The sequence below is a fragment of the Microbacterium sp. SORGH_AS_0428 genome (assembly GCF_031453615.1).
Lineage (GTDB): Bacteria > Actinomycetota > Actinomycetes > Actinomycetales > Microbacteriaceae > Microbacterium.
This window is the reverse complement of the sequence record NZ_JAVIZT010000001.1, coordinates 1,950,374-1,973,533: the sequence shown is the minus strand read 5'-3', so window position 1 is coordinate 1,973,533 and position 23,160 is coordinate 1,950,374. Positions and strand designations below refer to the sequence as shown.

Here is a 23,160-nt window from a genome sequence, read left to right as displayed (position 1 = left end):
TCAGTCGACGAGGTCGTGACGCACGATCACGGCGTCGCGGGCGGCGCCCACTCCGATCACCGAGATGCGGGTGCCGCTCAGCCGCTCGAGCGCCAACACGTAGTCCTGCGCCGACTGCGGCAGCTCCTCGAACGTGCGCGCGGTCGAGATGTCCTCAGACCAGCCCGGCAGGTACTCGAGGATCGGCTTGGCGTGGTGGAACTCGGTCTGGTTCACCGGGACCTCGTCGAACCGCACGCCGTCGACGTCGTAGGCGACGCAGACCGGGATCTGCTCGAGGCCGGTCAGGATGTCGAGCTTGGTGAGCACGAGATCGGTGATGCCGTTGATGCGCGTGGCATAGCGCGTGATGGGAGCGTCGTACCAGCCGACGCGGCGCGGACGGCCCGTGGTGGTGCCGAACTCGAACCCGCGTGAACGCAGCCACTCGCCCTGCTCGTCGAAGAGCTCGGTGGGGAAGGGACCGGATCCGACGCGCGTCGTGTACGCCTTGACGATGCCGACGATGCGGTCGAGCCGGTTGGGGCCGACGCCCGAGCCCGTTGCGGCGCCACCGGCGGTCGCCGAGGAGGAGGTGACGAACGGGTATGTGCCGTGGTCGACGTCGAGCATCGTGGCCTGGCCGCCCTCGAAGACCACGACGTCTCCCGCATCCAGCGCGTCGTTCAGCAGCAGCCCGGTGTCGCAGACCATCGGGCGCAGTCGCTCCGCGTACGAGAGCAGATCCTCCACGATCTCGTCGACCGTGATGGCGCGGCGGTTGAAGACCTTCACTAGCAGGTGGTTCTTCTGGTCGAGGGCGCCCTCCACCTTCTGACGCAGGATGTTCTCGTCGAACAGATCCTGGATGCGGATGCCGACCCGGTTGATCTTGTCGGCGTAGGCGGGGCCGATCCCGCGTCCGGTGGTGCCGATCTGACGCTTGCCCAGGAAGCGCTCGGTGACCTTGTCGAGCGTGCGGTGGTACTGCGTGATCACATGCGCGTTGGCGCTGACCCGCAGACGCGAGGTGTCGACGCCGCGCGCCTGGAGCGCCTCGAGCTCGTAGAAGAGCACCTCGAGGTCGACGACGACCCCGTTGCCGATCACGGCGTTCACGCCGGGAGAGAGGATGCCGGACGGCAGCAGGTGGAGGGCGTACTTCTCGTCGCCGATCACGACCGTGTGCCCGGCGTTGTTGCCGCCGTTGAACTTGACGACCCAGTCGGTGCGCGAGCCGAGCAGATCGGTGGCCTTGCCCTTGCCCTCGTCGCCCCACTGGACGCCGACGATCACGATGCCTGGCATGGGTGGCTCCCTCGAATCGGGTGGCTGATGACGGCGCCTGACGGCACCGGAAGACGTGAACCCGCCGAGCGGGAGGTCTTCCGGCAGTCTATCGAGCCGGTCTCGCGCGAGCGCGCGGGGAATATCCCGATCGCCCGGCGCATTGCCTTCCGTGACGCCCGATTGGGCACCACGCCCCCGAGTTCCGAGAATGGACGAATCATGTCCGCCCGTGAAGACCACGCCCGCTGGCACGCCGCGCGCGAACGCGCCGTCGCCTCCCCCACCGGCAACCTCGCCCTCGTCGAGACGCGCTGGACCGGTGCCCGCACCGATCTCAGCGCCGCGCAGGCCTCGGCCGCGCCCACGGTGCAGGTGACCGAGATCGAACGCACCGACATCGACACGGGCGAGCCGCAGCACGGTCTGCGGTTCTGGGATGCGGCGTCCCCCGCGATCGGCGCCTTCGAGCGCATCGACGCTTATGACTACGACCCCGCCTGGGTCATCGACGGCACGTTCCGCCCCGTCCAGGCCTCGCGCACCGTCCCGTTCGAGCACATCCGCGACAACGGCGGCACCCGCGACCTCATCGTCCCCGGCGACATCACCGCGACGATCGGCGGAGTGGAGCGCACCCTCGCCGCCTTCGATGACGGCGGGAAGCTGCTGCTCGTGTTCGGCGACACCACGAACGGCACCGAGACCTACGGACCCGGTCGTTTCCTGTTCGTGCAGCACGTCGAGGGCGACCCGCACCGGGTCGTGCTCGACTTCAACCGCGCCTTCGTGCCGCCGTGCGGCTTCTCCGCGCAGTACAACTGCCCGCTTCCTCCCGCATCCAACCGTTTCGAGGTTCCGGTGCGCGCGGGCGAGAAGTCCGTCGTCTTCCGCGACGGCTTCGACATCTACGCCGCCTGACGCGGCGACGCACAGCATCCCGACCCCACCCACAGCACCCTGGAGTATCCCCGCATGAGAAGACCTCTGCTCGCCGTGACGGCCGCCGCTGCCGCAGCCCTGCTGCTGGCCGGCTGCGCCGCCGGCTCCGGCACGGCCGAGAACGCCGACGACGCCACGATCGTGATCGGCTCGCTGTACGAACCGCAGAACCTGAGCAACACCCAGGGCGGCGGCCAGGGCGTGACCGAGGCGTTCAACGGCAACGTCTACGAGGGGCTGTACAAGCTCACCGACGACGGCGAGGTCGAGCCGCTGCTCGCCGAGTCCGAAGAGGTCAGCGACGACGGCCTGACCTACACGATCACGCTGCGCGACGGCGTCGAGTTCCACTCCGGCAAGAAGCTGACCTCCGCCGACGTCAAGGCGAGCGTCGAGGCCGTCCTCGCGGACGACTCGAAGTCGGCGCGCAAGTCGAGCTTCGGACCGATCGCGGACATCGCGACCCCCGACGAGAACACGGTCGTGTTCACGCTCTCGCAGCGCTCGATCTCGTTCCTCTACAACCTGAGCTACGTGTGGATCGTCAACACCGAAGCGGGCGACCTGACCACGACCGAAGACGGCACCGGCCCGTACACGCTCGACGAGTGGAAGCAGGGCAGCACGCTGACCCTCAAGCGCTTCGACGACTACTGGGGCAGCCCCGCGAAGAACGCCGAGGTCGTCTTCACGTACTTCACCGACGCGACGGCCGAGAACAACGCGCTGCTGACGGGTGAGATCGACCTCATCACCAGCATCCAGGGCCCGGACCAGCTGGCGCAGTTCGACGGCAACAGCGACTACGTCGTGAGCGAGGGCACCTCGACCACGAAGGAGCTGCTCGCCTTCAACGACCGCGTCGCCCCCTTCGACAACGTCGACGTGCGCAAGGCCGTGTACTCGGCCATCGACACCAAGAAGCTGCTGAGTTCGATCTGGGGCGACTACGGCACCCTCATCGGTTCGATGGTGCCGCCCACCGACCCCTGGTACGAGGACCTCACCGGCGTGAACCCCTACGACCCGGCGCTGTCCAAGACGCTTCTCGCGCAGGCGGGCTACGCCGACGGTTTCACCTTCACCCTCGACACCCCGAGCTACGACCCGCACCCCGCCGTGGCGGAGTTCCTGCAGTCGCAGCTGGCCGAGGTCGGAATCACGGTCGAGATCAACACGATCAGCGCGGACGAGTGGTACACGAAGGTCTTCAAGGACCGCGACTTCACCGCCACCCTGCAGGAGCACGTGAACGACCGCGACGTGGTCTGGTACGGCAACCCCGACTTCTACTGGGGCTACGACAACCCGCAGGTGACCCAGTGGGTGTCCGAGGCCGAGCAGGCCACGACCGTCGACGAGCAGACCTCGCTGCTCAAGCAGGTCAACGAGCAGATCGCGGCCGATGCGGCTAGCGTGTGGCTGTACCTCTACCCGCAGATCGTCGTCGCCTCCAGCGACGTCAGCGGGTACCCGGTCAACGGCTTGAACTCGCAGTTCTTCGCCTACGACATCGTCAAGTCCTGATCGACGGATGATGCCGCCGACCGACCGGGTCGGCGGCATCATCCATTCCCGGTGAACCCCATGGTCGTCTATCTGCTGCGTCGGGCCGCGTTCCTCGCGGTCTCCCTCGTCGTCGCCATGGTCGTCATCTTCGTCCTGCTGCGGCTGCTGCCCGGCGACCCCGCCAACGCCCTGCTCTCTGTGGATGCGACGCCGGAGCAGATCGCGGCCGCCCGCGCCCAGGTCGGCTCCGACCAGCCGCTGGTCCAGCAGTTCGCCACCTGGGCCGCGCAGCTGCTGCGCTTCGACCTCGGGGAGTCCTACATCTCGTCGCGGTCGGTCGGCGACGAGGTCGCCGCGCGCCTGGCGATCACGCTCCCCCTCACCCTGCTCGCCTTCGCCCTCGCGCTCGTCGTGTCGCTCATCGTGGGCATCACCGCCGCGGTGAAGGCCGACCGCTGGTACGGCATCGTCCTGTCGGGGTTCGCGCAGCTCGGTGTCGCGGTTCCGGTGTTCTGGGTCGGCGTCATCCTGGTCTGGATCTTCGCCCTCCAGCTGGGCCTGCTGCCCTCCGGAGGATTCCCCCGGCGCGACTGGCAGGATCCGGCAGACGCCCTGCGCTCGCTGACCCTGCCGGTCATCACGATCGCGATCGTGATGAGTGCGTCGCTCAGCCGCTACGTGCGCGCTGCGACCCTCGACGTGCTCGGCAGCGACTACCTGCGTACGGCCCGGGCGGGGGGTGCCTCCCGCACCGAGGCGCTGTTGCGTCACGGCGTGCGAAACGGCGCCGTGCCGGTCGTCGCCGTCCTCGGCATCGAACTCTCGACGACGCTGCTGGGCGCCGTCGTCGTGGAGAGCGTGTTCACGCTGCCGGGGCTCGGCAGCATGCTGCTCACCGGCATCCAGCAGCACGACTTCGCCAACATCCAGGGCGTCCTCGTGGTCAGCACCCTCTTCGTGCTGCTCGTGGGGTTCGCCGCCGACGTGGTGCAGCGTCTGATCGATCCGCGCCTGCGCACGAGCGTCTCGGGCAACCGATGAGCGGGGCGGCCCTGAAGGCGCAGACGGATGCGGTCGCCACCGCATCCGTCCGGCGGCGCCGACCGCACGCGACCCTGATCATCGGGAGCGTGCTGGTGGGACTCGTCGTGCTCACCGCGATCGTCTCGCTCGTCTGGCTGCCGTATCCGCTGAGCGACATCAGCGGCGACCGGCTCGAATCTCCGAGCCCCGCGCACCTGCTCGGCACGGACCGCCTGGGACGCGACCTGCTGAGCCAGCTCATGGTGGGCGCCCGGATCGCTCTGACGGTCGGGGCGGGCGCAGTGCTGATCGCGGCCGTGATCGGGATCTCGCTGGGGCTGGTGGCCGCCTTCGCGCGCCCCTGGCTCGACGACACGCTCTCGGCCGCGCTCGACGTGGTGATCGCCTTCCCCGTGCTCCTGCTGGCGATGCTCGTGGTCGCCGTGCAGGGTCCGTCGCTGTTCTCGGCGATCCTCGCGATCGGGCTGGCGATGTCGGCCGTGGTCGCACGGCTCACCCGCATCCTGGCGCGCCGCGTTCTCGGCGAGCAGTACGTCATCGCCGCGCGCACCAGCGGGACGCGCCTGGGCGGCATCATCCGGCAGCACGTGATGCCCAACATCGCCCCGACGCTGCTCGTGAGCCTCGCGCTGCAGTTCGGCATCGCGGTGCTCGCGGAGGCGAGCCTGTCGTACCTCGGTCTCGGCGCCCCGCCGCCCAACGCGTCGTGGGGACGCATGCTGCAGGAGGCGCAGGGAACCGTGCTGACCGCCCCCGTCGGCGCCATCGCCCCCGGCATCGCGATCGTGGCTCTGGTGCTGGGCATCAACTTCCTCGCCGACGGACTGCGCGAGTGGACCGACCCGACACGGCGGAGGTCGCGATGAGCCTTCTCTCGGTGACCGGACTCTCGGTGCGCGCCGGCGGTGCGACGCCCGTACGCGACATCTCGTTCGAGGTCGCGCCCGGCGAGCGGGTCGGGGTGATCGGCGAGTCCGGATCCGGCAAGTCGCTGACCGCCCTCGCGGTGCTGGGTCTGCTGCCGCAGGCGCTGTCCGCATCCGGTTCGATCCGGCTCGACGACCGGGAGGTCGTGGGCACGCGGGATGCGGACCTTCGCGCCCTGCGGGGGCCCGTCGCGCAGATCGTGTTCCAGGAGCCGCTGACGGCCCTCGACCCGCTGATGCGGGTGGGCAATCAGATCGCCGAGCCGCTGCGGCGCTGGCGCGGGCTGCGCGGCACGCCACTGCGCGAAGCCGTCGCCGCAGCGCTGGCCGAGGTCGCGCTGCCCGACACCCGGATCGCCCGGGCCTATCCGCATGAGCTCTCGGGCGGACAGCGTCAGCGCATCGCCATCGCCATCGCTCTGGCGGCCCAGCCGCGTCTGCTCATCGCGGACGAGCCGACCACGGCCCTGGACGTCACGGTGCAGGACGGCGTGCTCGCGCTGCTCGAGCGTCTGGTCGCCGAACGCGGTATGGCTCTTCTGTTCGTCAGTCACGACCTCGCGGTGATCGCCCGCATGGCCGAACGCGTGATCGTGCTGCGCCAGGGCTCGGTGATCGAGCAGGGAACGGTGTCCGCGGTGCTCACCGAGCCCGCGCACCCGTACACGGCGCAGCTGATCGGCAGCGCACGCATCCTCGACGCTGCCCTCGACGCGGGTGCGCGGGACGGAGGGGGTGCGCGATGAGCGTGCTGGAGCTTCGCGCAGCTGGGTTCGCGTACGGGTCGCAGACGGTTCTCGAGGACGTGTCGCTCTCCGTCGGTGCCGGTGAGTCCGTCGGGCTCGTGGGCGAGTCGGGTGCGGGCAAGTCCACGATCCTGCGCCTGCTGCTGGGGCTGTCACGTCCGCGCGACGGCGAGGTGCGCTTCGACGACGCGCCCCTCGCCCTGCGCGATCGCGCCCTCATGCGGCGCTTCCGCTCCAGCGTGCAGCCCGTCTTCCAGGATCCGTACTCGTCGCTCGATCCGCGTCAGCGCATCGATCGGATCGTCGGTGAGCCGCTGCGCTCGCTGGGGCTCGCGTCGGGAGCGGATGCGGCGACCCGTGTCGCCGAGGCGGTCGCCGCGGTGGGGCTCGCGCCGGACACCCTCGAGCGCTACCCGCACGAGTTCTCGGGCGGTCAGCGCCAGCGCATCGCGATCGCCCGGGCGATCGTGTCGCGCCCGCGTGTGCTCCTCGCCGACGAGCCGGTGAGCGCGCTGGATGTGACCACGCGCGTGCAAGTCATCGAGCTGCTCGCACGCCTGCGCGACGAGACGGGCCTCGCGCTGGTGATGGTCTCGCACGACCTCGGTGCCGTCGCCGCCCTGTGCGAGCGGACGGTGGTGCTGCAGCACGGCCGTGTCGTGGAGGAGGCGCCGACCGCCCGCATCCTCACCGCCGCCGAGACCCCCTACGCCCGCGCTCTCGTCGCCGCCGTCCCCCGCCTCCCCCGCTGACCCCGGCGCCCCGCTTCTCCGCCCGAGTTGCGTCGCAGGTGCGCAATCGCCACACTTCTGCGCAACTGCGCCTGAGAACAACTATCGCGGGTGCGCAGAAGTGTGGCGCTCCCGTCGGGCGAACCCGCCCACGCCGCACCCCGGCCCCCGCCTGCAACGCCCGCGCACCCCGGCCGCATCCACGAGGACCACATCGCGAATCGCATGCGCACGGATACGCTGACTGCATGCGTGCCCGACTCCTCGCTCTCCCCCTCGCCGTCGCCGCCCTCGCCCTCCTTGCCGGGTGCGCGAGCGCGGCCCCCGCCCCCGCCCTCACCGCCCAGAGCACGGCTCCGGCTGCTGCCACAGACACGGCCGGCACCTGCACCTACTCCGCCGGCGGCGCCGCTGCGCGCGACGTGACCGCACCTCCGACCGAGCCCGCCGTCACCGGCACCGTCGCGGTCACGCTGCAGACCTCCGCCGGCGACATCCCGATCAGCATGGATGCGGACCGCACCCCGTGCACGGTGAACAGCTTCGTCTCCCTCGCCACCCAGGGGTACTACACCGACACGAACTGCCACCGGCTCACGACGTCCGGCATCTTCGTGCTGCAGTGCGGCGACCCCACCGCGACCGGAATGGGCGGACCGGGTTACCGCTACGCCGACGAGCTCGACGGATCCGAGACGTACCCCGCCGGAACCGTCGCGATGGCCAACGCCGGCCCCGGCACGAACGGCTCGCAGTTCTTCCTCGTCTACGAGGACACGCGCCTGGATCCTGACTACACGGTGTTCGGCCAGATGGATGCGGCCGGCATCGCCGTCGTGCAGCAGATCGCCGCGGCCGGCACCGACAGCGGCGGCGCCGACGGCAAGCCCAAGACGCCGGTCACGATCACCGGTGTGACCGTCGGCTGAGCGCGCCCGCATCCGTGTCCGGCAGCGCGGGGCGCGATCAGCGCTTCGTGAACGAGTCGGTGATGTCGTGCCAGGCGTACACGCCGGTGGGCTGCTCGCCGTGCGCGAAGTAGATGAGGATGCGGCGTGCGTCGTCGACGCCGAGCAGCTCGTTCGCGAGGGGCTCGCTCAGATGCAGTGCCGTGCAAGCCCCGATGTGCACGGCGCGCTGTCAGCCCCATAGGGAGCGATCGGCAGTGAAGTGACTGCGAGCCATTTCACGCCGTGTTCGTCCTCGATGCCGCTTCCCCAAAGATCGCCTGGGGGCTCGGTCAGTTGTTCCGCGCAGTCCGCTCCGGTGGATTCAGGGTCGTTCTCTCGCGCGTGGGGCGGGAACCGGAATCGACGGCCGAGTCGGATGGGTGTGCTGTCGATACGCCGAGAGTAGACAACGCAGACCGCTTCCGCCCGCCGCAGGGCCGGACGAGTTGTCCACAGCACCGGGCGGCACGGGCCGCATCCGTCGGCTCAGTAGAATCGAGAGCATGTCCAAGGTCCTGCAGTCCCTGCCCGTCGGCGAGCGCGTCGGCATCGCGTTCTCCGGAGGCCTCGACACCTCCGTCGCCGTCGCGTGGATGCGTGACAAGGGGGCCGTGCCCTGCACCTACACGGGAGATCTCGGCCAGCCCGACGAGGACGACATCGCCTCGATCCCCGGCCGTGCGCTGCAGTACGGCGCGGAGGTCTCGCGCCTGGTCGACTGCAAGACCGCGCTCGTCGAAGAGGGCTTCGTGGCCCTCGCCTGCGGCGCCTTCCACATCCGCAGCGGCGGACGCACCTACTTCAACACGACGCCCCTCGGCCGTGCGGTGACGGGCACCCTCCTCGTTCGCGCCATGAAGGAGGACGGCGTCGACATCTGGGGCGACGGCTCCACCTACAAGGGCAACGACATCGAGCGGTTCTACCGCTACGGCCTGCTCGCCAACCCCGCGCTGCGCATCTACAAGCCGTGGCTGGATGCGGACTTCGTCACCGAGCTCGGTGGCCGCAAGGAGATGAGCGAGTGGCTCGTCGCGCATGACTTCCCGTACCGCGACAGCGCCGAGAAGGCCTACTCGACCGACGCGAACATCTGGGGCGCGACCCACGAGGCCAAGACGCTCGAGCACCTCGACGTGTCGCTGGAGACCGTGGAGCCCATCATGGGCGTGCGGTTCTGGGATCCGGCCGTCGAGATCGCCACGGAGGACGTGACGGTCACCTTCGAGCGCGGTCGCCCGGTGGCCCTCAACGGTGTCGAGTACACGGATCCGGTGGAGCTCGTGTTCGAGGCGAACCGTATCGGCGGGCGTCACGGTCTGGGCATGAGCGACCAGATCGAGAACCGCATCATCGAAGCCAAGTCCCGCGGCATCTACGAGGCCCCCGGCATGGCGCTGCTGTTCATCGCCTACGAGCGCCTCGTCAACGCCATCCTCAACGAGGACACCCTCGCGACCTATCACGAGCAGGGACGCCGTCTCGGCCGCCTCATGTACGAGGGCCGCTGGCTGGAGCCGCAGTCGCTCATGCTGCGCGAGTCGATCCAGAAGTGGGTCGGTTCCTCCATCACGGGCGAGGTGACCCTGCGTCTGCGTCGCGGCGAGGACTACTCGGTGCTCGACACGACCGCCCCTCACATGTCCTACGGACCGGAGAAGCTGTCGATGGAGCGCGTCGGCGACGCGGCGTTCGGGCCCACCGACCGCATCGGCCAGCTCACGATGCGCAACCTCGACATCCAGGACTCGCGCGCGCGTCTCGAGCAGTACGCGGGTCTGGGACTCATCGGCGGCGCGACCGGCGCGCTCATGGGCGAGCTGCGACGCGGCGCCTCGGACGAGATCGTCGAGCACGCCGAGCCGTACGACGCCGAGCGCGAGGATCTCGCCGAGGCGACGGATGCGGTCAACGAGGCGTCCGCGTTCGACTCCGGCACCGACTGAGCAAAAAACTGCACACCAGTGTGCAGTTTTGGGCGTAGACTTCCCGTCATGCCCACCGCTGTTTCGTCGCGCCCTGACGCCCTGCGCAATCGCGCGGCGCTCGTCGAGGCCGCCACTTCTCTGATCGCGCGCGACCCGCACGCATCCATCGCCTCGATCGCCGAGGCCGCGGGCGTCAGCCGTCGCGCCGTGTACGGCCACTTCCCCGACAGGGGCGCCCTCGTGGCCGAGCTCGTCCGCTCCGGTGCCGAGCGCTTCAACGCCCTCGCCGCCGAGACGACCACCGACGAGCCGGCGCCTCTCGCCCTCGCTCGACTGACCGCTCGGCTGTGGGACGAGGCCGCGCAGGTGCAGGTCGCCGCATCCCTCGCGCTCGACGACGCGCACATCGAGCAGACCGCCTACATCCTCGCTCCCGTCCGGCGCCGCCTGATGGCGATCGTGCGCGAGGGACAGGATGCCGGAACACTGCGCGCCGACCTGACCGCGGCGACGCTCGCGCGACTCATCGAGGAGGCCGCGCGCATGGTGATCACCCGTATCGACGCGGCGAGTTCGCACGCGCGCGGGCTCGCGGTGCGTACCGTGCTCAGTATCGCCGGACTCTCCTGGCGCGAGACGGACGCCCTGCTCGAGACCCACCCGGAGCTGGCGGAGGAGGACTGATGCGCGTCGAGGCGATCACCGTCAGCAAGGGACGCGGCGGCCAGGCGTTGGCACCCGTGTCCCTCGCCTACCAGAGCGGCAGCGCGAGACTCGCGACCGCGGAGACCGAGCAGCGTCCGACGGTTCTCGGGCTCATCGCGAGCGGGCGGATGCGGCCCGACACCGGCGTGGTGCTGATCGGCGGCGCGGAGGACAACTCCGCGATCCGTCGCCAGGTCGCGCTGGTCGACGCACCCGACGTATCGGATCCCGCTCCCAACGTCACGGTGTTCACGGTCGTCTCCGAAGAGCTCATGTTCGCCGGGCGCCCCTCGAACCCGATCGCGACCAAGGCGTGGCTCACCGAGGCCGGCCTGCTGGAGATCTCGCGCACGCCCATCGCCGACGTCGCTCCCGCGGATCGATTGCGCATCCTGCTGGAGCTCAGCGTGCTGCGTCCGGATGTGGCGGCCCTCGTGCTCGTCTCCCCCGACAGGCACGGCGGCGATCCGCACGTGTGGTGGGAGCTGGCGGAGGAGTTCGCCGGCCGCGGGCTCGCGGTGCTGGTGATCGCCGGGCAGGCGGCCGGTGCGGTTCTCGCGGGCCGCGCCGAGCGGGCAGAGATGGATGAGACGGAGGTGGCGCGATGAAGGTTCCCGCGATGATCACGGCGGAGCTTCGCCGACTGACGTCCACGAAGATGTCGGTCATCGCGCTGATCGCCCTCATGTGCGTGCCCGTACTCTACGGCGGCCTGTACCTGTGGGCCAATCAGGATCCGTACGGCCGCCTCGACCAGGTGCCGGTCGGCCTCGTCGTGCTGGATGCGGGCGTGACCGAGAACGGCGAGACCACGAACTACGGCGACGAGGTCGCCGACAACCTCGTGAAGGACGGCACGTTCGACTGGCAGCGGATGAGCGCCGACGGCGCCCAGGACGCCCTGCAGCACGGCGCGGTCGACTTCACCGTCACGATCCCCGCCGACTTCTCCGACGCCCTGCAGTCGGCCGCCGGGACCTCGCCGCGTCAGGCGGGGCTCGAGCTGTCGACCAACGACGCGAACAACTACCTCGCCTCCACGATCGGCTCCCAGGCGATCGAGAAGATCCGCGCCTCGGTCGCGAAGCTGGTCGGCACCCAGGCGGCCAACCGGCTGCTGACGGCGATCAGCGACATCCGGGGCAATCTCGTCACCGCGGCCGACGGCGCGTCCCAGCTCGCCGACGGCGCGGCATCCGCTCTGGCAGGATCGCAGAAGCTCGGCGACGGCGCCTCCCAGCTCGCCGACGGGACGGCCCAGCTCTCCTCCGGCGCCTCCCAGCTCGCCGGCGGAGCGTCGCAGCTCGCCGACGGCGCGAGCCAGGTGGCGGCGGGCACGGCCACGCTCGACGGCTACGCAGACCGTGCGGCCACGGCAGCGCAGGGCGTGGTGAACGATCTGCCCGCCATCCGCTCCGCGATCGCCGACGAGCTCGCCGCGCGCGGGCTCACTCCCGACGAGATCAACGCCGTGCTCGCGCGCCTCGACACCCTCGGCGGCGACGTGCGCTCTGTGAACGATCGCGTGCAGTCCGCAGTCGGCCAAGTCGACCGGCTCAACGCCGGCGCAGCCCAGGTGTCGCAGGGAGCAGCGAGTCTCGCGAGCGGTTCGGCGCAGCTCGCCGACGGCGCCGCATCCGCGGCCACCGGTGCGGCGGCGCTCCGCGACGGCACCGGCACGCTCACCTCGGGTCTGTCCCAGCTGGACGACGGCGCGAAGCAGCTCTCGAGCGGGCTCGCCGACGGCGTGGCGCAGATCCCCGACTCCGACGCGGCGCTGCGCGAGCAGCAGGCCGACACGATCGCCGATCCGGTGGATGTGGAATCGAGCAAGGTCGCCTCCGCGGCGGACTACGGCGCGGGTCTCGCCCCCTTCTTCGCCTCGCTCGCGGGCTGGATCGGCATCTACGCGCTCTTCCTGATCGTGAAGCCCATCTCGCGTCGCGCGGTCACGGCCCTGCACTCCCCCGTCCGCATCACCCTGGCGGGCTGGCTGACGCCGGGGCTTCTGGGCGGCATCCAGATGATCGCGTTGTTCGGCGTCCTGTCGCTCGCGCTCGGCTTCACGTTCGCGAATCCGCTCTCGACGCTCGGCATCATGGTGCTCGCATCCCTCACGTACGCGGCGATCATCCTCGCGCTGAACGTGTGGTTCGGATCGGTCGGCCAGTTCCTGGGTCTCGTGCTCATGGTCCTGCAGCTCGTGACAGCGGGCGGGACGTTCCCGTGGCAGACGCTCCCGGCGCCGCTGACGGGGCTGCATCACGTGCTGCCGATGGGCTTCGTCGTCGATGCGATGAGACAGCTCATGTACGGCGGCGACATCGCCCGGATCGGCAGCGACATCACGGTGCTGGTCACCTGGATGCTGGGCGCCCTGGTGCTCGCCGCGCTGGGCGTCACACGGATGACGCACAAGCGCACCCTCCGCGACCTCGCCCCCTCCCTCATCGGCTAGCCCCCGCATCCGATCGCGGTGCCCTCCCCCAGGAACCGCGAGACTGCGTCTTCGGCGCGAGATCACGGGTAATGACAGTGATCTCGTGCGCGAGTGGGCCCCCGCGCCCCGAGGCTCCGCGTCCGCGCAGCGGGCGTGGAGTGGGCGTGGGGACAGTCTCGCGGGCGTGGGCCGACGCCGGGACGGATGCGGGCGCATACACCGCACGCCCAGGGTCCTGCCACGGTTCGTCCAGAAAGCCCCCCTACCGTGTCCAAGTCGCCCGCGAGCCCGAACTCGCACGGCGGCAGCCCCGACGACGGGGCCTGTCCATCCTGCTGGCGCAGCGCGTGATCGTCCCCGACGTCACTCGCGCCCGCGCGTTCTCCGTGCCCCGCGTCAGGCAGGCCGCTTGACCCTGGAGCCATATTGCCCCGCTTTCGCCGCGCCCTGTTGAGCGCTGCCGCCCTCGTGGTGGCCGTCCCCCTTCTCGTTCCCACGGCAGCGTTCGCAGCCTCCGACGACGCGGCGCCCACGCCGACGCCGTCGGCCACCACGCCTCCCGCAGATCCCGCACCGCGCGCGATCGACCTCGACGCGTCGCTCTACCTGACGCTGGCGAACTCCGTCTCCGCCTCTGCGGCAGGCAAGGCAGACACGACGACGCTCGACAAGGAGATCGCCCGGCTGAGCTCTTCCACGGAGCTCTCGGATGCGGTGGCTGAAGCGTCCATCACCGTGCTGCGGGATGCGACGGCTCGCGTCACCGCCGAGAGGGACGCGTACGACGCCCGCGTGGCCGCGGAGCAACAGGCGGCGGCCGAAGCGGCAGCAGCCGCGATCGCGCAAGCCAACACTCCCGACGGCGCCCGCGCAGCGGCCCGCACGATGGCAGCCGACAGCTACGGCTGGGGCGACGACCAGTTCTCGTGCCTCGAGTCGCTGTGGCAGCGCGAGTCGAGCTGGAACTACCAGGCGTACAACGACGGCAGTGGTGCGACCGGCATCCCGCAGGCGCTGCCCGGATCGAAGATGGCCTCGGCCGGCGACGACTGGCAGACCAATGCGATCACCCAGATCCGCTGGGGCTTGGACTACATCGACCGCGCCTACGGCACCCCGTGCGCGGCGTGGGGTCACTCGCAGGCGACCAGCTGGTACTGAGAGCGCTCATGACGAAGGGGCACCCGCATCGCGCGGGTGCCCCTTCGTCATCGTCTGCCTCAGAGCGCGGCGCGCAGTGCGTCGATGAGCGGCGTGGTGGGCCGGCCGATGAGCTGCGACAGCGTGTGGTCGTCGGAGTCGAGGGCGCCCGCCGCGATCCCCGCATCCAGCGCGGCGACGAAGCCGGCCGTGCCCTCGTCCAGTCCGGCACCGCGCAGGGTCTCGAGCAGGTGCTCCTCGGACAGCGCCACATACGTCACGTCGCGCCCGTGGATCTCGGCGGCGGCGGCAGCGAGGTCGGCATAGCCGAACGCTGCATCACCGGCGAGCTCGAGCACGCGCCCGAGGTACGCGTCGTCCGTCGCGACGACCGCGGCGGCCTCGGCGTAGTCCGCCCGGGCGGCCGCTGCGACCTTCCCGTCGGCGACGGCGGCGGCGATCACGCCGGACTCGGCGGCGCGGGCCACATCCTGCGCATAGTTCTCGATGTACCAGTTGTTGCGAAGGATCGTGTGGGGCAGGCCGGATGCGGCCAGCGCCTCCTCGGTGGCGACATGCTCGGCCGCCAGGGGCAGCGGGCTCGTGGTGGCGCGGTAGAGGCTCGTGTAGACGAGCCCACCGACCTTCGCGGCCACGGCGGCGTCGATGACCGCCTGGTGCTGGGCCAGACGCTTGCCCACCTCGGAGCCCGAGACGAGCACGACGCGATCGATCCCGGCGAAGGCGGCGTCGAGCGTCTCGGGTGCGTCGTAGTCGACGACGGCGGTGCGCACGCCCCGGTCGGCGAGGTCGGCGACCTTGTCGAGGCTGCGGGCGCCTGCGACGATGTCGGATGCGGCGACGCCGCGCTCGAGCAGGCTGTCGACGATGAGGCGGCCGAGGTGTCCGCTAGCGGCGGTGACGAGAATGGTCATGGGGTGTCCTTTCGATCCGGTACGTGGGGGTAAGCCCACCTTCCGCTTGAGACATTCCCTTTGTCAGGTACCCACTTTGGAGTAAGGTACCCACGTCATGGTGAGTTTTGTGAAATTACAGGCCCTGCCTGAGGGATTGTTCACCCACGCGTGCCCTACGAGAACGGTGCTCGACCACGTGATGAGTCGCTGGGGTGTTCTCGTGCTCTCGGCGCTCGTGCGCGGAACGCTCCGCTGGAGCGAGCTTCGTCGTGCCGTGGACGGCATCAGCGAGAAGATGCTCGCATCCACGCTGCGGCAGCTGACCGCGGACGGCTTCGTCGAGCGGGAGTCGTTCCCCACGGTGCCGCCCCACGTGGAGTATCGGCTGACCGATCGGGGTCGTGACCTCATGGCGCGCATGCTGCCGCTGCTGGAGTGGATCGCGACGAACGCCGACGACATCGTGGCGGGGGAGTCGGCGAGCGCCTAGCTCTTCTTCGGCGCGCCGCGCCCGATGACCAGCTCGGCGTGCAGGAGTCGTCGCAGCGCCAGAATCACGGGCTCGTACAGGGCGGTTCCCAGAACGGCATAGGTCACGGCGTCCCCGCGCTCCATGTCTGCGAGGGGGACGAGCTCGGAAGCGGCCATCTGTCGAAGAGGAACGATGTACCGGGCTGCGATCTCCTCGTCCCACGGGAGCCCGGCCGCCTGGACCGCCGCGACGGCGGCGTCCAGGTGTTCCACCGCCGGATAGTCCTCGGGTACGTGGATCCCCATTCGCGCCGCCTCGCCCGCGTGCCTCGCCGACTGCCCCGTTACGGGAGTCATGGTCGCCACCGCCCTGCCCATTGCCGTGACCGGGTCCGCGCCTTCGTCGAGCACCTCGAGCACTTTCCTGACCTGGGCGAGGGACATGTCCGCGGCACCGGTGAGAGCACCGATCAATCGAACCCGCTCGACGTGTTCCTCGTCGTACACCGCCTGGTTCGGCGCTGTCGCCCGCCCGCGCAGCAGCCCCTCCCGCACATAGAACTTGAGGGTGGGCAGCGGGACGCCGGTGCGCTCCACGAGTTCGGATATCCGCATGTGGGCCTCCTTGCAATGGATAGTAGCACTCGCTATAACGGATAGCGTCACTATCCGTTAGGACTACCCATGGTCTTCGTCACCACCGTCTGCGCCGCCGGCCTCGCGCTCGCCCTACACGTTCTCCGCGTTCCAGGCTTCACCACCCTCGTCGCCGTTCCTCTCACCGCGCTGGTCGTCATGTGCGCGATGGGCGTCACGGGGCGAGTGGTGCGCCCCATACGCAGTCAGCTCATCGCCATGGTGCCGCCCTCGATCCCACGCCCCGAGATCGTCGTCTGGCTCTCAGCGGCATGCGAACTCGCAGCAGCTATCGGGCTACTGATCGGACCACTCCGGTTGGCCAGTGCCGTGGCTCTCGCGCTGTTCTTGCTGAGCATCTTCCCCGCGAACGTGCGCGCAGCGCATCTGGCGGGAGATGCCGACGGCACGTTCGTCCGGCGCATTGTGGTGCGCGGTGCCAAGCAGACCATCTTCATCGGCTTGTGCGTCTGGGTCGTGGTCGTCGGCGCCTGAAACGCGTCAGCGCGGGTCGGGGTCCTTGTCGCGCAGCTCGTCGACATACATCGCGTCCTCGTCCAGCGTGCGGTTTCGGTACGCCTGCCGGCCCACCATGTGCGCCGACAGCGGCGCCGTCGCGAGCTGGATGAGAGCGATCGGGACGAGGAAGGCCACCGCGGCCCAGCTCCGCACCGACAACGCGACCGCCAGGCAGATCAGCAGGAAGCCGAGCACCTGGGGCTTGGTCGCGGCGTGCAGACGCGTGGGGACGTCATGGAAGCGCAGCAGTCCGATCGCGGCCGTCAGGCACAGCAGCGCGCCGACGAGGATCAGCACGAGGGCTGCGGTGTCGAGGACGGCGTCGAGCGGGAACCCCGCATCCGCCTGAAGGTGCGCGATCATCGCTGGTTCGCATCCTTCCTCGCGACGAACCGCGCGATCGAGATGGATCCGAACACACCGATCGCGGCGATCACCAGCAGCACCGGCAGCGTGCGGGTGTGATGGTTGATCGCCATCTCCGCACCGAGCACGCACATCACCTCGGTCAGCAGCACGTCACTCGCGACGGCCCGGTCGAGGATCGACGGTCCCTTGATCACACGCCAGAGCGTGAGGAGGGCGGCGACGGCGAAGACGAGGTAGATCGCCACGAGCAGCGGGTTCATCGGCCGGCCTCCTTCGCCTGGGCGCCACCCGTGCGGGCCGGCGCGACCTGCGCGAGCTGTGCGCGCGAGCCGACCGCACGCACGATTCGCCGCTCCCACCGCTGCACCTGACGTCGCTGCGCCTCGACGTCCGCGTCCGAGTTCACGCCGATGACGTGCAGGTAGAGCACGCTCTCGTCGCGGTCGATGTCGATCACGAGGGATCCGGGGATGAGGGATGCGGTGACGGCGGTGTGCGCGAGGATGAGCTCGTCGTTGGTGGCGAGCGGCACGGCGATGACCGCGACCCCGGGATAGCGCCGCGGGTTCACGATCTGCCAGGCGACGAGCAGCGAGCCTTTGACGAGGGCGCCGAGGAAAGCGAGGACGAAGACGAGGCCGTACCAGGGGTTGACGCGCCCCGAGAGCTCCACCGGCGGCAGCCGGAAGACCCGGGTGACGAGGATCGCCGCCACGAGTCCGGTCAGGAACGCGATGACCGTGAACTGACCCCACAGCAGCATCCACAGGGCGACGAGCCACAGGAAGAACGGCAGTTGTCGCCACGTCTGGGCGATGAGTCCTTTGGGGCCGCGGAGGTGTCGGATCACTGATCGACCTCCCCGGACTGCGTCTCCAACTGCACGAGCTGGACCGGCTGCAGCAGCGCGTCGCCGATGCGGGTGCACATGTCGTAGAGGGGTCCGGCGAACACCGTGAGGGCCACGGTGACGGCGACCATGCCCGCGGTCGCTGCGGTCATGACGCGGGGGATGACGCGGCGTTCGGTCTGGATACCGGCGGCCGGGGCGTTGCCGAGGTACTCGACGCGCGCCTCGACCTCGGGCTCCTCCGTGTCGTCCTCACGCCAGAAACCGAGGTTCCAGGCGCGCATGAGCGCGTAGAGCGTGAGCAACGAGGTGACGATACCCGCCACGATCAGGACCATCATGAGCGGTGTGCCGACCTGGGCTGCGGCGTCGAAGAGCGCGTACTTGCCGATGAAGCCCGAGAACGGCGGGAGCCCGCCCAGGTTCACCGCGGGGATGAAGTACAGCACCGCGATCACGGGCGCCGCGCGCATGAGTCCCTTGATCTTGAGGATCGAGGTGCTGCCGGCGCGACGCTCGATGAGTCCGACGGCGAGGAACAGGGTCGTCTGCACCACGATGTGGTGGACCATGTAGTAGATCGTCGCGCCGATCGCCGCCGGGGTCGCGATCGCGAGCCCGAACACCATGTAGCCCACGTGGCTCACGAGGGTGAACGAGAGGATTCGCTTGAGCTCCGCCTGGGCGACAGCACCGAGCACGCCGACGATCATCGTGGCGAGGGCGACGATCAGCAGCAGGACGTTCACGTTGCTGTCGGGGAACAGCTGCGTCTCGGTGCGGATGAGCGCGTAGACGCCGACTTTGGTCAGCAGGCCCGCGAACACCGCCGTCACCGGCGCGGGAGCGGTCGGATAGGAGTCGGGCAGCCAGAACGACAGCGGGAAGACGGCGGCCTTGATGCTGAAGGCCAGCAGCAGCATGAGATGCAGCGTGAGCTGCACGTGCTGCGGCAGCTCCCCCATCCGCTCGGCGATCTGGGCCATGTTCACCGTGCCGAGGGCGCCGTAGATCATGGCGATCGAGGCGAGGAAGAGGATCGAGGAGACGAGGGAGACGACGATGTAGACGATCCCGGCGCGGATGCGGGACTCGGTGCCGCCGAGCGTGATCAGCACGTACGACGCGACGAGCAGGATCTCGAAGCCCACGTAGAGGTTGAAGAGGTCGCCCGCGATGAACGCGTTGAAGATCCCCGCCGCGAGGATGAGGTACGACGGGTGGAAGATCGAGACGGGGGTCTCGTCGTCTCCGTCGGCGGCGCCCTGGCCGACCGAGAAGAGCAGGACCGCGAGCAGCACGACGCTCGAGACCACCACGAGCAGCGCCGCCAGGCGGTCGACGTACAGCACGATGCCGAAGGGGATCGGCCAGCCGCCCACCGCGACCGCCAGCGGCTGCCCCGAGTCGACGACCACGAGAAGCACCGCCGCGATGGCGAGCACGGCCGTGAGGGTCGTGATCGAGACGGCGACCTGAACACGGCGGCGCCGGCCGAACACGAGGGCGATGGCCGCGCCGATGAGCGGCAGGGTGACCAGGAGGGGGACAAGTGCGTTCATCGCTCGCCCTCCTCGTTCTCGTCACGCCTGCTGGTCGGTCGGTCGGTCGGCGCGTCGTCTCGGATGCCCGGCACGTCGAGACTGCCGAGCACGGTGATGGGCACGCTCGCCGCATCCACGAAGTCCGTCGTCGCATCGTCGGCGGTGAACTCGTCCTCCATCGCCTCTTCGTCTTCGGCGGCGCGACCGCGAAGGGCGATGTCTTCGACGTCGTCCTCGACCGTGTCGGCCTGACCCAGCTGCCAGGAACGGTAGATGAGGGCGAGCAGGAACGCGGAGACCGCGAAGGTGATCACGATCGCCGTCAACGTGAGCGCCTGGGGGAGCGGATCGGAGAACTGAGCAGAGTCGGCGCCCTTCGCGAAGAAGGGTGCCGTTCCGGGGAAGCCCATCACGATGAGAAGGAGCAGGTTCGCGGCGTTGCCGAGCAGCAGGAAGCCGATCAGCACCCGCGTGAGACTCCGCTCGAGCATCGCGTAGACGCCGCATGCGAAGAGCACGGCCATCACGGCGATCAGGACGACGGAGACACTCATCGGGCACCCGCCCCCTGCTGCTCCAGCTGGAGCTTCTGGCGGTCGACCTCGGCGCCGAGGCTGCGGAGCACGTCGAGCACGAGTCCGATGACGACGAGATACACACCGATGTCGAAGATCGTCGACGTCACGAACTCCACGTGGCCGAGCACGGGGATCTCGACGTCGAACCAGGTGCTCGTGAGGGGGTCGACGCCGAAGAACAGCGGCACGACGGCGGTTCCGACGGCGAGCAGCATGCCCACCCCTAGCAGACGCCCCGCATCCGTCGGCGCCGCGGCGCCGAGCTCGTAGCGGCCGCCGGCGACGTAGCGCATGACCAGCGCCATGCCGGCGATGAGGCCGCCCGCGAACCCGCCGCCGGGAAGGTTGTGGCCGGCGAACAGCACGTACAGCGACACGATGATGATCGAGTGGAACAGGATCCGCACGACCACCTCGAGCAGGATCGACCGGTTCTCCGGCTTGACCTTGGCTCCGCCCACGAGCCAGGCGCGACGGCCGCTCTCGCCCGCGCCCTGGGGTCGCAGGCCCTCCGACGTCTCGAGCAGCGGACGACGGCGGGGGATGCGGGGAAGAGGCTTGGTGAAGTCGGAGAGCGTGTCGGAGCGGTGGGTGACGAACACGAGCGAGGCGACGCCGGTGGCCGCGAGGATGAGCACCGACAGCTCGCCCATCGTGTCCCAGCCGCGGAGGTCGACCAGGGCGACGTTGACGACGTTGCGCCCGTGGCCCAGTTCGTAGGCGAGTTCCGGGAACGCGAGCGAGATGGGCGACTCCACACGCGCGGAGGTCGCGACGATCGCGACGAAAGCCATCGTGAGACCGACGGCTCCGGCGAGCACGGCGCGCGCGAGCGGTGCGACAGAGGCGTTGTGATCGCCCATCCGGGCGGGGATCCGTCGCAGCACGAGCGCGAACGCGACGAGCGTGACGGTCTCGATCAGGATCTGCGTCAGTGCGAGATCGGGGGCGCCGCTCGTGGCGAAGAGCACGACCATTCCGAGGCCCGTGACCGAGACGAGCACGACGCCCGTGTAGCGCTTGCGGGCGCGCACCGCGATGATGCCGGCGACGATCATGATGGGGGCGACGAAGACCTGGGTGGGGGACTGCCAGGCATCCAGCTGCGCGCGCCACTCGGGAGCGGCGAACAGGGTGACGCCCTGGGAGACGACGAAGACGACGAAGATCGTGCCGACGTAGACGGGCAGCGAGCCGCGCTGCGTGAGCGTCGTCGTCCACACCGAGACGCGCGCGATCAGACGCAGGACGGCGTTGTAGGCGTCGGCGGCGGTGAACGGGAGAACACGGCGACGCTCGGACCATCGCACCTTCAGAGCGAACCAGAACAGGAACGCGCCCACCGCCAGCGTGCCGAGCGACAGGAACAGCGCGGGCTCGAACCCGTGCCACAGCGCCAGGTGCGTGGCCTTCTCGCCGGCGGGCGGAGCGAGCTCTGCGTAGCGCGCGAACGCGGTGTCGACCCAGGGCGCGGCGAGCCCCGACACGAGAGTGAGGCCGGAGAGGATGACGGGCGCCGCGAGGAAGCCGACGGGCGGGTCGGGCCACTCGGTGCGCTCTCGCACGGTGCCGTCCGCATCCTTCTTCGTCCAGAAGGCACCCCAGATGAAGCGGATGCCGTACGCGGCCGTGAGCGCCGACCCGATGAGGATGCCGATGAGGGCGACGGTCGCCCACACCGACCCGTCGTCGAGGAACGCCGCGAGCGCGGACTCCTTCGCGACGAACCCGATCGTGGGGATGAACCCGGCCATGGAGGCGACCGCGATGATCGAGAAGGTCGCCAGCGTCGGCGCCTGCCGCCCCACTCCGGAGAGCTCGTTGATGTCACGGGTGGACAGCTGGCGGTCGATGACGCCCACGACGAGGAACAGCGAGGACTTGAAGAGGGCGTGGCTCAGCAGCAGTGCGAGACCGGCGAGCGCGGCCTCCCTCGTGCCGAAGCCGAGGACGACCGTCAGGAACCCGAGCTGGCTCACCGTGCCGAAGGCGAGGATGCGCTTGAGGTCGGACTCGCGCAGGGCCTGCACGCCACCGAGCAGCATCGTGAACACGCCGAGGCACACGATGATCGGACGCCAGGGATCGGCCTCCGCGTAGACGGGCGCGAACCGGGCGATCAGATAGATGCCGGCCTTGACCATCGCCGCCGCGTGGAGGTACGCGCTGACGGGCGTGGGCGCGGCCATGGCGCCGGGGAGCCAGAAGTGGAAGGGGAAGATCGCCGACTTGCTGAGCGCTCCGACCAGGAGCAGGACGAGGGCGGCATTGACGACGGGGCCCGTGGGCGCCTCGGCGAGGATGGTGGAGATGCTGGTCGTCCCCGCCTCCACGACGAACAAGACGACGCCGATCAGCATGACGAGCCCGCCGAGCGTCGTGACCAGCAGTGCCTGCAGCGCCGCACGCCGGCTGACGCCGCGTGCGTGGTAGTAGCCGATGAGCAGATACGAAAGAACGCTCGTGATCTCCCACAGCATGACCAGCACGACGATGTCGTCGGTGAGGACGAGCCCGTACATGGCACCGGCGAAGGCGAGGAGGACGGCGGAGAACTGGCCGAGGCCCTCACGCTTGCCCGCGAAGTACCAGCGGCAGTAGAGCATCACGAGAGCGCCAACTCCGGTGACGATGAGCGTCAGCACCCAGCTGAGCATGTCCATCCGCATCGAGAGCTGGATACCGAGCGAAGGCATCCACTCGTATGTCTCGAAGGGAATGTTCCCCGAAAGCACCTGCGGTGCGAGCCACAACGTGTGTCCGAAGGCGATGATCGGCAGCAGGGCCGCCACCGCGAACGCGCGAGCTCCGAGGCGGGAAACCAACCAGGGGAGCAGCAGGGGAACGAGGGCAAACGCAGCGAGGAGTACCAGCAAACGCGGCCTCCTCGTGGTCGTCGGGGCTCCGTGGCAGGCGGAACCACTCAGGCGATCGGGGTGTCGCTCTCTA

24 protein-coding genes are annotated in these 23,160 nt (G+C 69.6%); 14 read left to right on the top strand and 10 right to left on the bottom strand.

Features of this window, described 5'->3' with window-relative positions:
- Positions 1–1,287, bottom strand: a complete 1,287-nt coding sequence (locus QE374_RS09495; RefSeq protein WP_309734295.1) for an adenylosuccinate synthase — start codon at positions 1,285–1,287, stop codon at positions 1–3.
- A gap of 201 nt (positions 1,288–1,488) precedes the next feature.
- Here QE374_RS09495 and QE374_RS09490 point away from each other — a divergent pair, with 201 nt between their 5' ends.
- The 7 genes from QE374_RS09490 (at position 1,489) to QE374_RS09460 (ending at position 8,093) form a co-directional block, all read left to right on the top strand.
- On the top strand, positions 1,489–2,187 hold the full coding sequence (locus QE374_RS09490) for a DUF1684 domain-containing protein (RefSeq protein ID WP_309734293.1): 699 nt from the start codon (positions 1,489–1,491) through the stop codon (positions 2,185–2,187).
- 54 nt (positions 2,188–2,241) lie between these two features.
- A complete protein-coding gene (locus tag QE374_RS09485) occupies positions 2,242–3,735 on the top strand; it encodes an ABC transporter substrate-binding protein (protein WP_309734291.1) in 1,494 nt (497 codons plus the stop codon).
- Positions 3,736–3,795: 60 nt separating this feature from the next.
- Positions 3,796–4,758 carry an ABC transporter permease gene (locus tag QE374_RS09480; RefSeq protein WP_309734289.1) on the top strand — a complete coding sequence of 321 codons (963 nt, stop codon included), beginning with the start codon at positions 3,796–3,798 and terminating at the stop codon, positions 4,756–4,758.
- Positions 4,755–5,627 carry an ABC transporter permease gene (locus QE374_RS09475; protein ID WP_309734287.1) on the top strand — a complete coding sequence of 291 codons (873 nt, stop codon included), beginning with the start codon at positions 4,755–4,757 and terminating at the stop codon, positions 5,625–5,627. The genes QE374_RS09480 and QE374_RS09475 overlap by 4 nt, the downstream gene beginning before the upstream one ends.
- Complete coding sequence (locus QE374_RS09470; protein WP_309734284.1) at positions 5,624–6,433, top strand: ABC transporter ATP-binding protein; 810 nt, start codon at positions 5,624–5,626, stop codon at positions 6,431–6,433. Before QE374_RS09475 ends, QE374_RS09470 begins: the two co-directional genes overlap by 4 nt.
- Positions 6,430–7,185: an ABC transporter ATP-binding protein gene (locus QE374_RS09465; protein ID WP_309734283.1), complete on the top strand. Its 756-nt coding sequence runs from the start codon at positions 6,430–6,432 to the stop codon at positions 7,183–7,185. The genes QE374_RS09470 and QE374_RS09465 overlap by 4 nt, the downstream gene beginning before the upstream one ends.
- Before the next feature lie 227 nt (positions 7,186–7,412).
- Positions 7,413–8,093 carry a peptidylprolyl isomerase gene (locus tag QE374_RS09460; RefSeq protein WP_309734282.1) on the top strand — a complete coding sequence of 227 codons (681 nt, stop codon included), beginning with the start codon at positions 7,413–7,415 and terminating at the stop codon, positions 8,091–8,093.
- 37 nt (positions 8,094–8,130) lie between these two features.
- Here QE374_RS09460 and QE374_RS09455 read toward each other — a convergent pair whose 3' ends face one another.
- Complete coding sequence (locus tag QE374_RS09455; RefSeq protein ID WP_309734281.1) at positions 8,131–8,295, bottom strand: hypothetical protein; 165 nt, start codon at positions 8,293–8,295, stop codon at positions 8,131–8,133.
- A gap of 322 nt (positions 8,296–8,617) precedes the next feature.
- Here QE374_RS09455 and argG point away from each other — a divergent pair, with 322 nt between their 5' ends.
- The 5 genes from argG to QE374_RS09430 all read left to right on the top strand — a co-directional run bounded on the left by argG (position 8,618) and on the right by QE374_RS09430 (position 14,348).
- Positions 8,618–10,060: an argininosuccinate synthase gene (gene argG, locus QE374_RS09450; RefSeq protein WP_309734278.1), complete on the top strand. Its 1,443-nt coding sequence runs from the start codon at positions 8,618–8,620 to the stop codon at positions 10,058–10,060.
- A gap of 48 nt (positions 10,061–10,108) precedes the next feature.
- Entirely contained in the window at positions 10,109–10,726 is a 618-nt protein-coding gene (locus QE374_RS09445; protein WP_309734276.1) for a TetR family transcriptional regulator, read from the top strand.
- Positions 10,726–11,355: a hypothetical protein gene (locus tag QE374_RS09440; protein ID WP_309734274.1), complete on the top strand. Its 630-nt coding sequence runs from the start codon at positions 10,726–10,728 to the stop codon at positions 11,353–11,355. Before QE374_RS09445 ends, QE374_RS09440 begins: the two co-directional genes overlap by 1 nt.
- Complete coding sequence (locus tag QE374_RS09435; protein ID WP_309734273.1) at positions 11,352–13,205, top strand: YhgE/Pip family protein; 1,854 nt, start codon at positions 11,352–11,354, stop codon at positions 13,203–13,205. Before QE374_RS09440 ends, QE374_RS09435 begins: the two co-directional genes overlap by 4 nt.
- Positions 13,206–13,637: 432 nt before the next feature.
- Positions 13,638–14,348 (top strand): hypothetical protein, encoded by a 711-nt coding sequence (locus tag QE374_RS09430; RefSeq protein ID WP_309734272.1) that lies wholly within the window; start codon positions 13,638–13,640, stop codon positions 14,346–14,348.
- Between the two features lie 59 nt (positions 14,349–14,407).
- Here the strand turns inward: QE374_RS09430 and QE374_RS09425 are convergent, their stop codons facing one another.
- Entirely contained in the window at positions 14,408–15,262 is an 855-nt protein-coding gene (locus tag QE374_RS09425) for an NmrA family NAD(P)-binding protein (RefSeq protein ID WP_309734270.1), read from the bottom strand.
- 97 nt (positions 15,263–15,359) lie between these two features.
- Between QE374_RS09425 and QE374_RS09420 the strand changes: the two genes are divergently transcribed.
- Positions 15,360–15,734, top strand: a complete 375-nt coding sequence (locus tag QE374_RS09420; protein ID WP_309734269.1) for a helix-turn-helix domain-containing protein — start codon at positions 15,360–15,362, stop codon at positions 15,732–15,734.
- Here QE374_RS09420 and QE374_RS09415 read toward each other — a convergent pair.
- The gene (locus tag QE374_RS09415; protein ID WP_309734267.1) at positions 15,731–16,330 is read right to left on the bottom strand and encodes a MerR family transcriptional regulator; all 600 of its coding nucleotides are present in this window, start codon (positions 16,328–16,330) and stop codon (positions 15,731–15,733) included. The two genes, QE374_RS09420 and QE374_RS09415, sit on opposite strands and share 4 nt — an antisense overlap.
- Before the next feature lie 69 nt (positions 16,331–16,399).
- On the opposite strand from QE374_RS09415, the gene QE374_RS09410 reads away from it, so the two are divergent.
- Positions 16,400–16,846 carry a hypothetical protein gene (locus tag QE374_RS09410; RefSeq protein ID WP_309734265.1) on the top strand — a complete coding sequence of 149 codons (447 nt, stop codon included), beginning with the start codon at positions 16,400–16,402 and terminating at the stop codon, positions 16,844–16,846.
- A 6-nt stretch (positions 16,847–16,852) separates the two neighbouring features.
- Here QE374_RS09410 and mnhG read toward each other — a convergent pair whose 3' ends face one another.
- From mnhG to QE374_RS09380, 6 genes are read right to left on the bottom strand one after another with little or no spacing between them, the layout of a single operon-like run.
- Positions 16,853–17,233 carry a monovalent cation/H(+) antiporter subunit G gene (mnhG, locus tag QE374_RS09405; protein WP_309734263.1) on the bottom strand — a complete coding sequence of 127 codons (381 nt, stop codon included), beginning with the start codon at positions 17,231–17,233 and terminating at the stop codon, positions 16,853–16,855.
- Positions 17,230–17,499: a monovalent cation/H+ antiporter complex subunit F gene (locus QE374_RS09400; protein ID WP_309734260.1), complete on the bottom strand. Its 270-nt coding sequence runs from the start codon at positions 17,497–17,499 to the stop codon at positions 17,230–17,232. The genes mnhG and QE374_RS09400 overlap by 4 nt, the downstream gene beginning before the upstream one ends.
- A complete protein-coding gene (locus QE374_RS09395; protein ID WP_309734257.1) occupies positions 17,496–18,089 on the bottom strand; it encodes a Na+/H+ antiporter subunit E in 594 nt (197 codons plus the stop codon). The genes QE374_RS09400 and QE374_RS09395 overlap by 4 nt, the downstream gene beginning before the upstream one ends.
- Positions 18,086–19,651, bottom strand: coding sequence for a Na+/H+ antiporter subunit D (locus QE374_RS09390; RefSeq protein WP_309734256.1), 1,566 nt, complete (start codon positions 19,649–19,651; stop codon positions 18,086–18,088). The genes QE374_RS09395 and QE374_RS09390 overlap by 4 nt, the downstream gene beginning before the upstream one ends.
- Complete coding sequence (locus QE374_RS09385) at positions 19,648–20,187, bottom strand: Na(+)/H(+) antiporter subunit C (protein ID WP_309734253.1); 540 nt, start codon at positions 20,185–20,187, stop codon at positions 19,648–19,650. The genes QE374_RS09390 and QE374_RS09385 overlap by 4 nt, the downstream gene beginning before the upstream one ends.
- The gene (locus QE374_RS09380) at positions 20,184–23,087 is read right to left on the bottom strand and encodes a Na+/H+ antiporter subunit A (RefSeq protein WP_309734251.1); all 2,904 of its coding nucleotides are present in this window, start codon (positions 23,085–23,087) and stop codon (positions 20,184–20,186) included. Before QE374_RS09380 ends, QE374_RS09385 begins: the two co-directional genes overlap by 4 nt.
- Between the last annotated feature and the right edge of the window lie 73 nt (positions 23,088–23,160).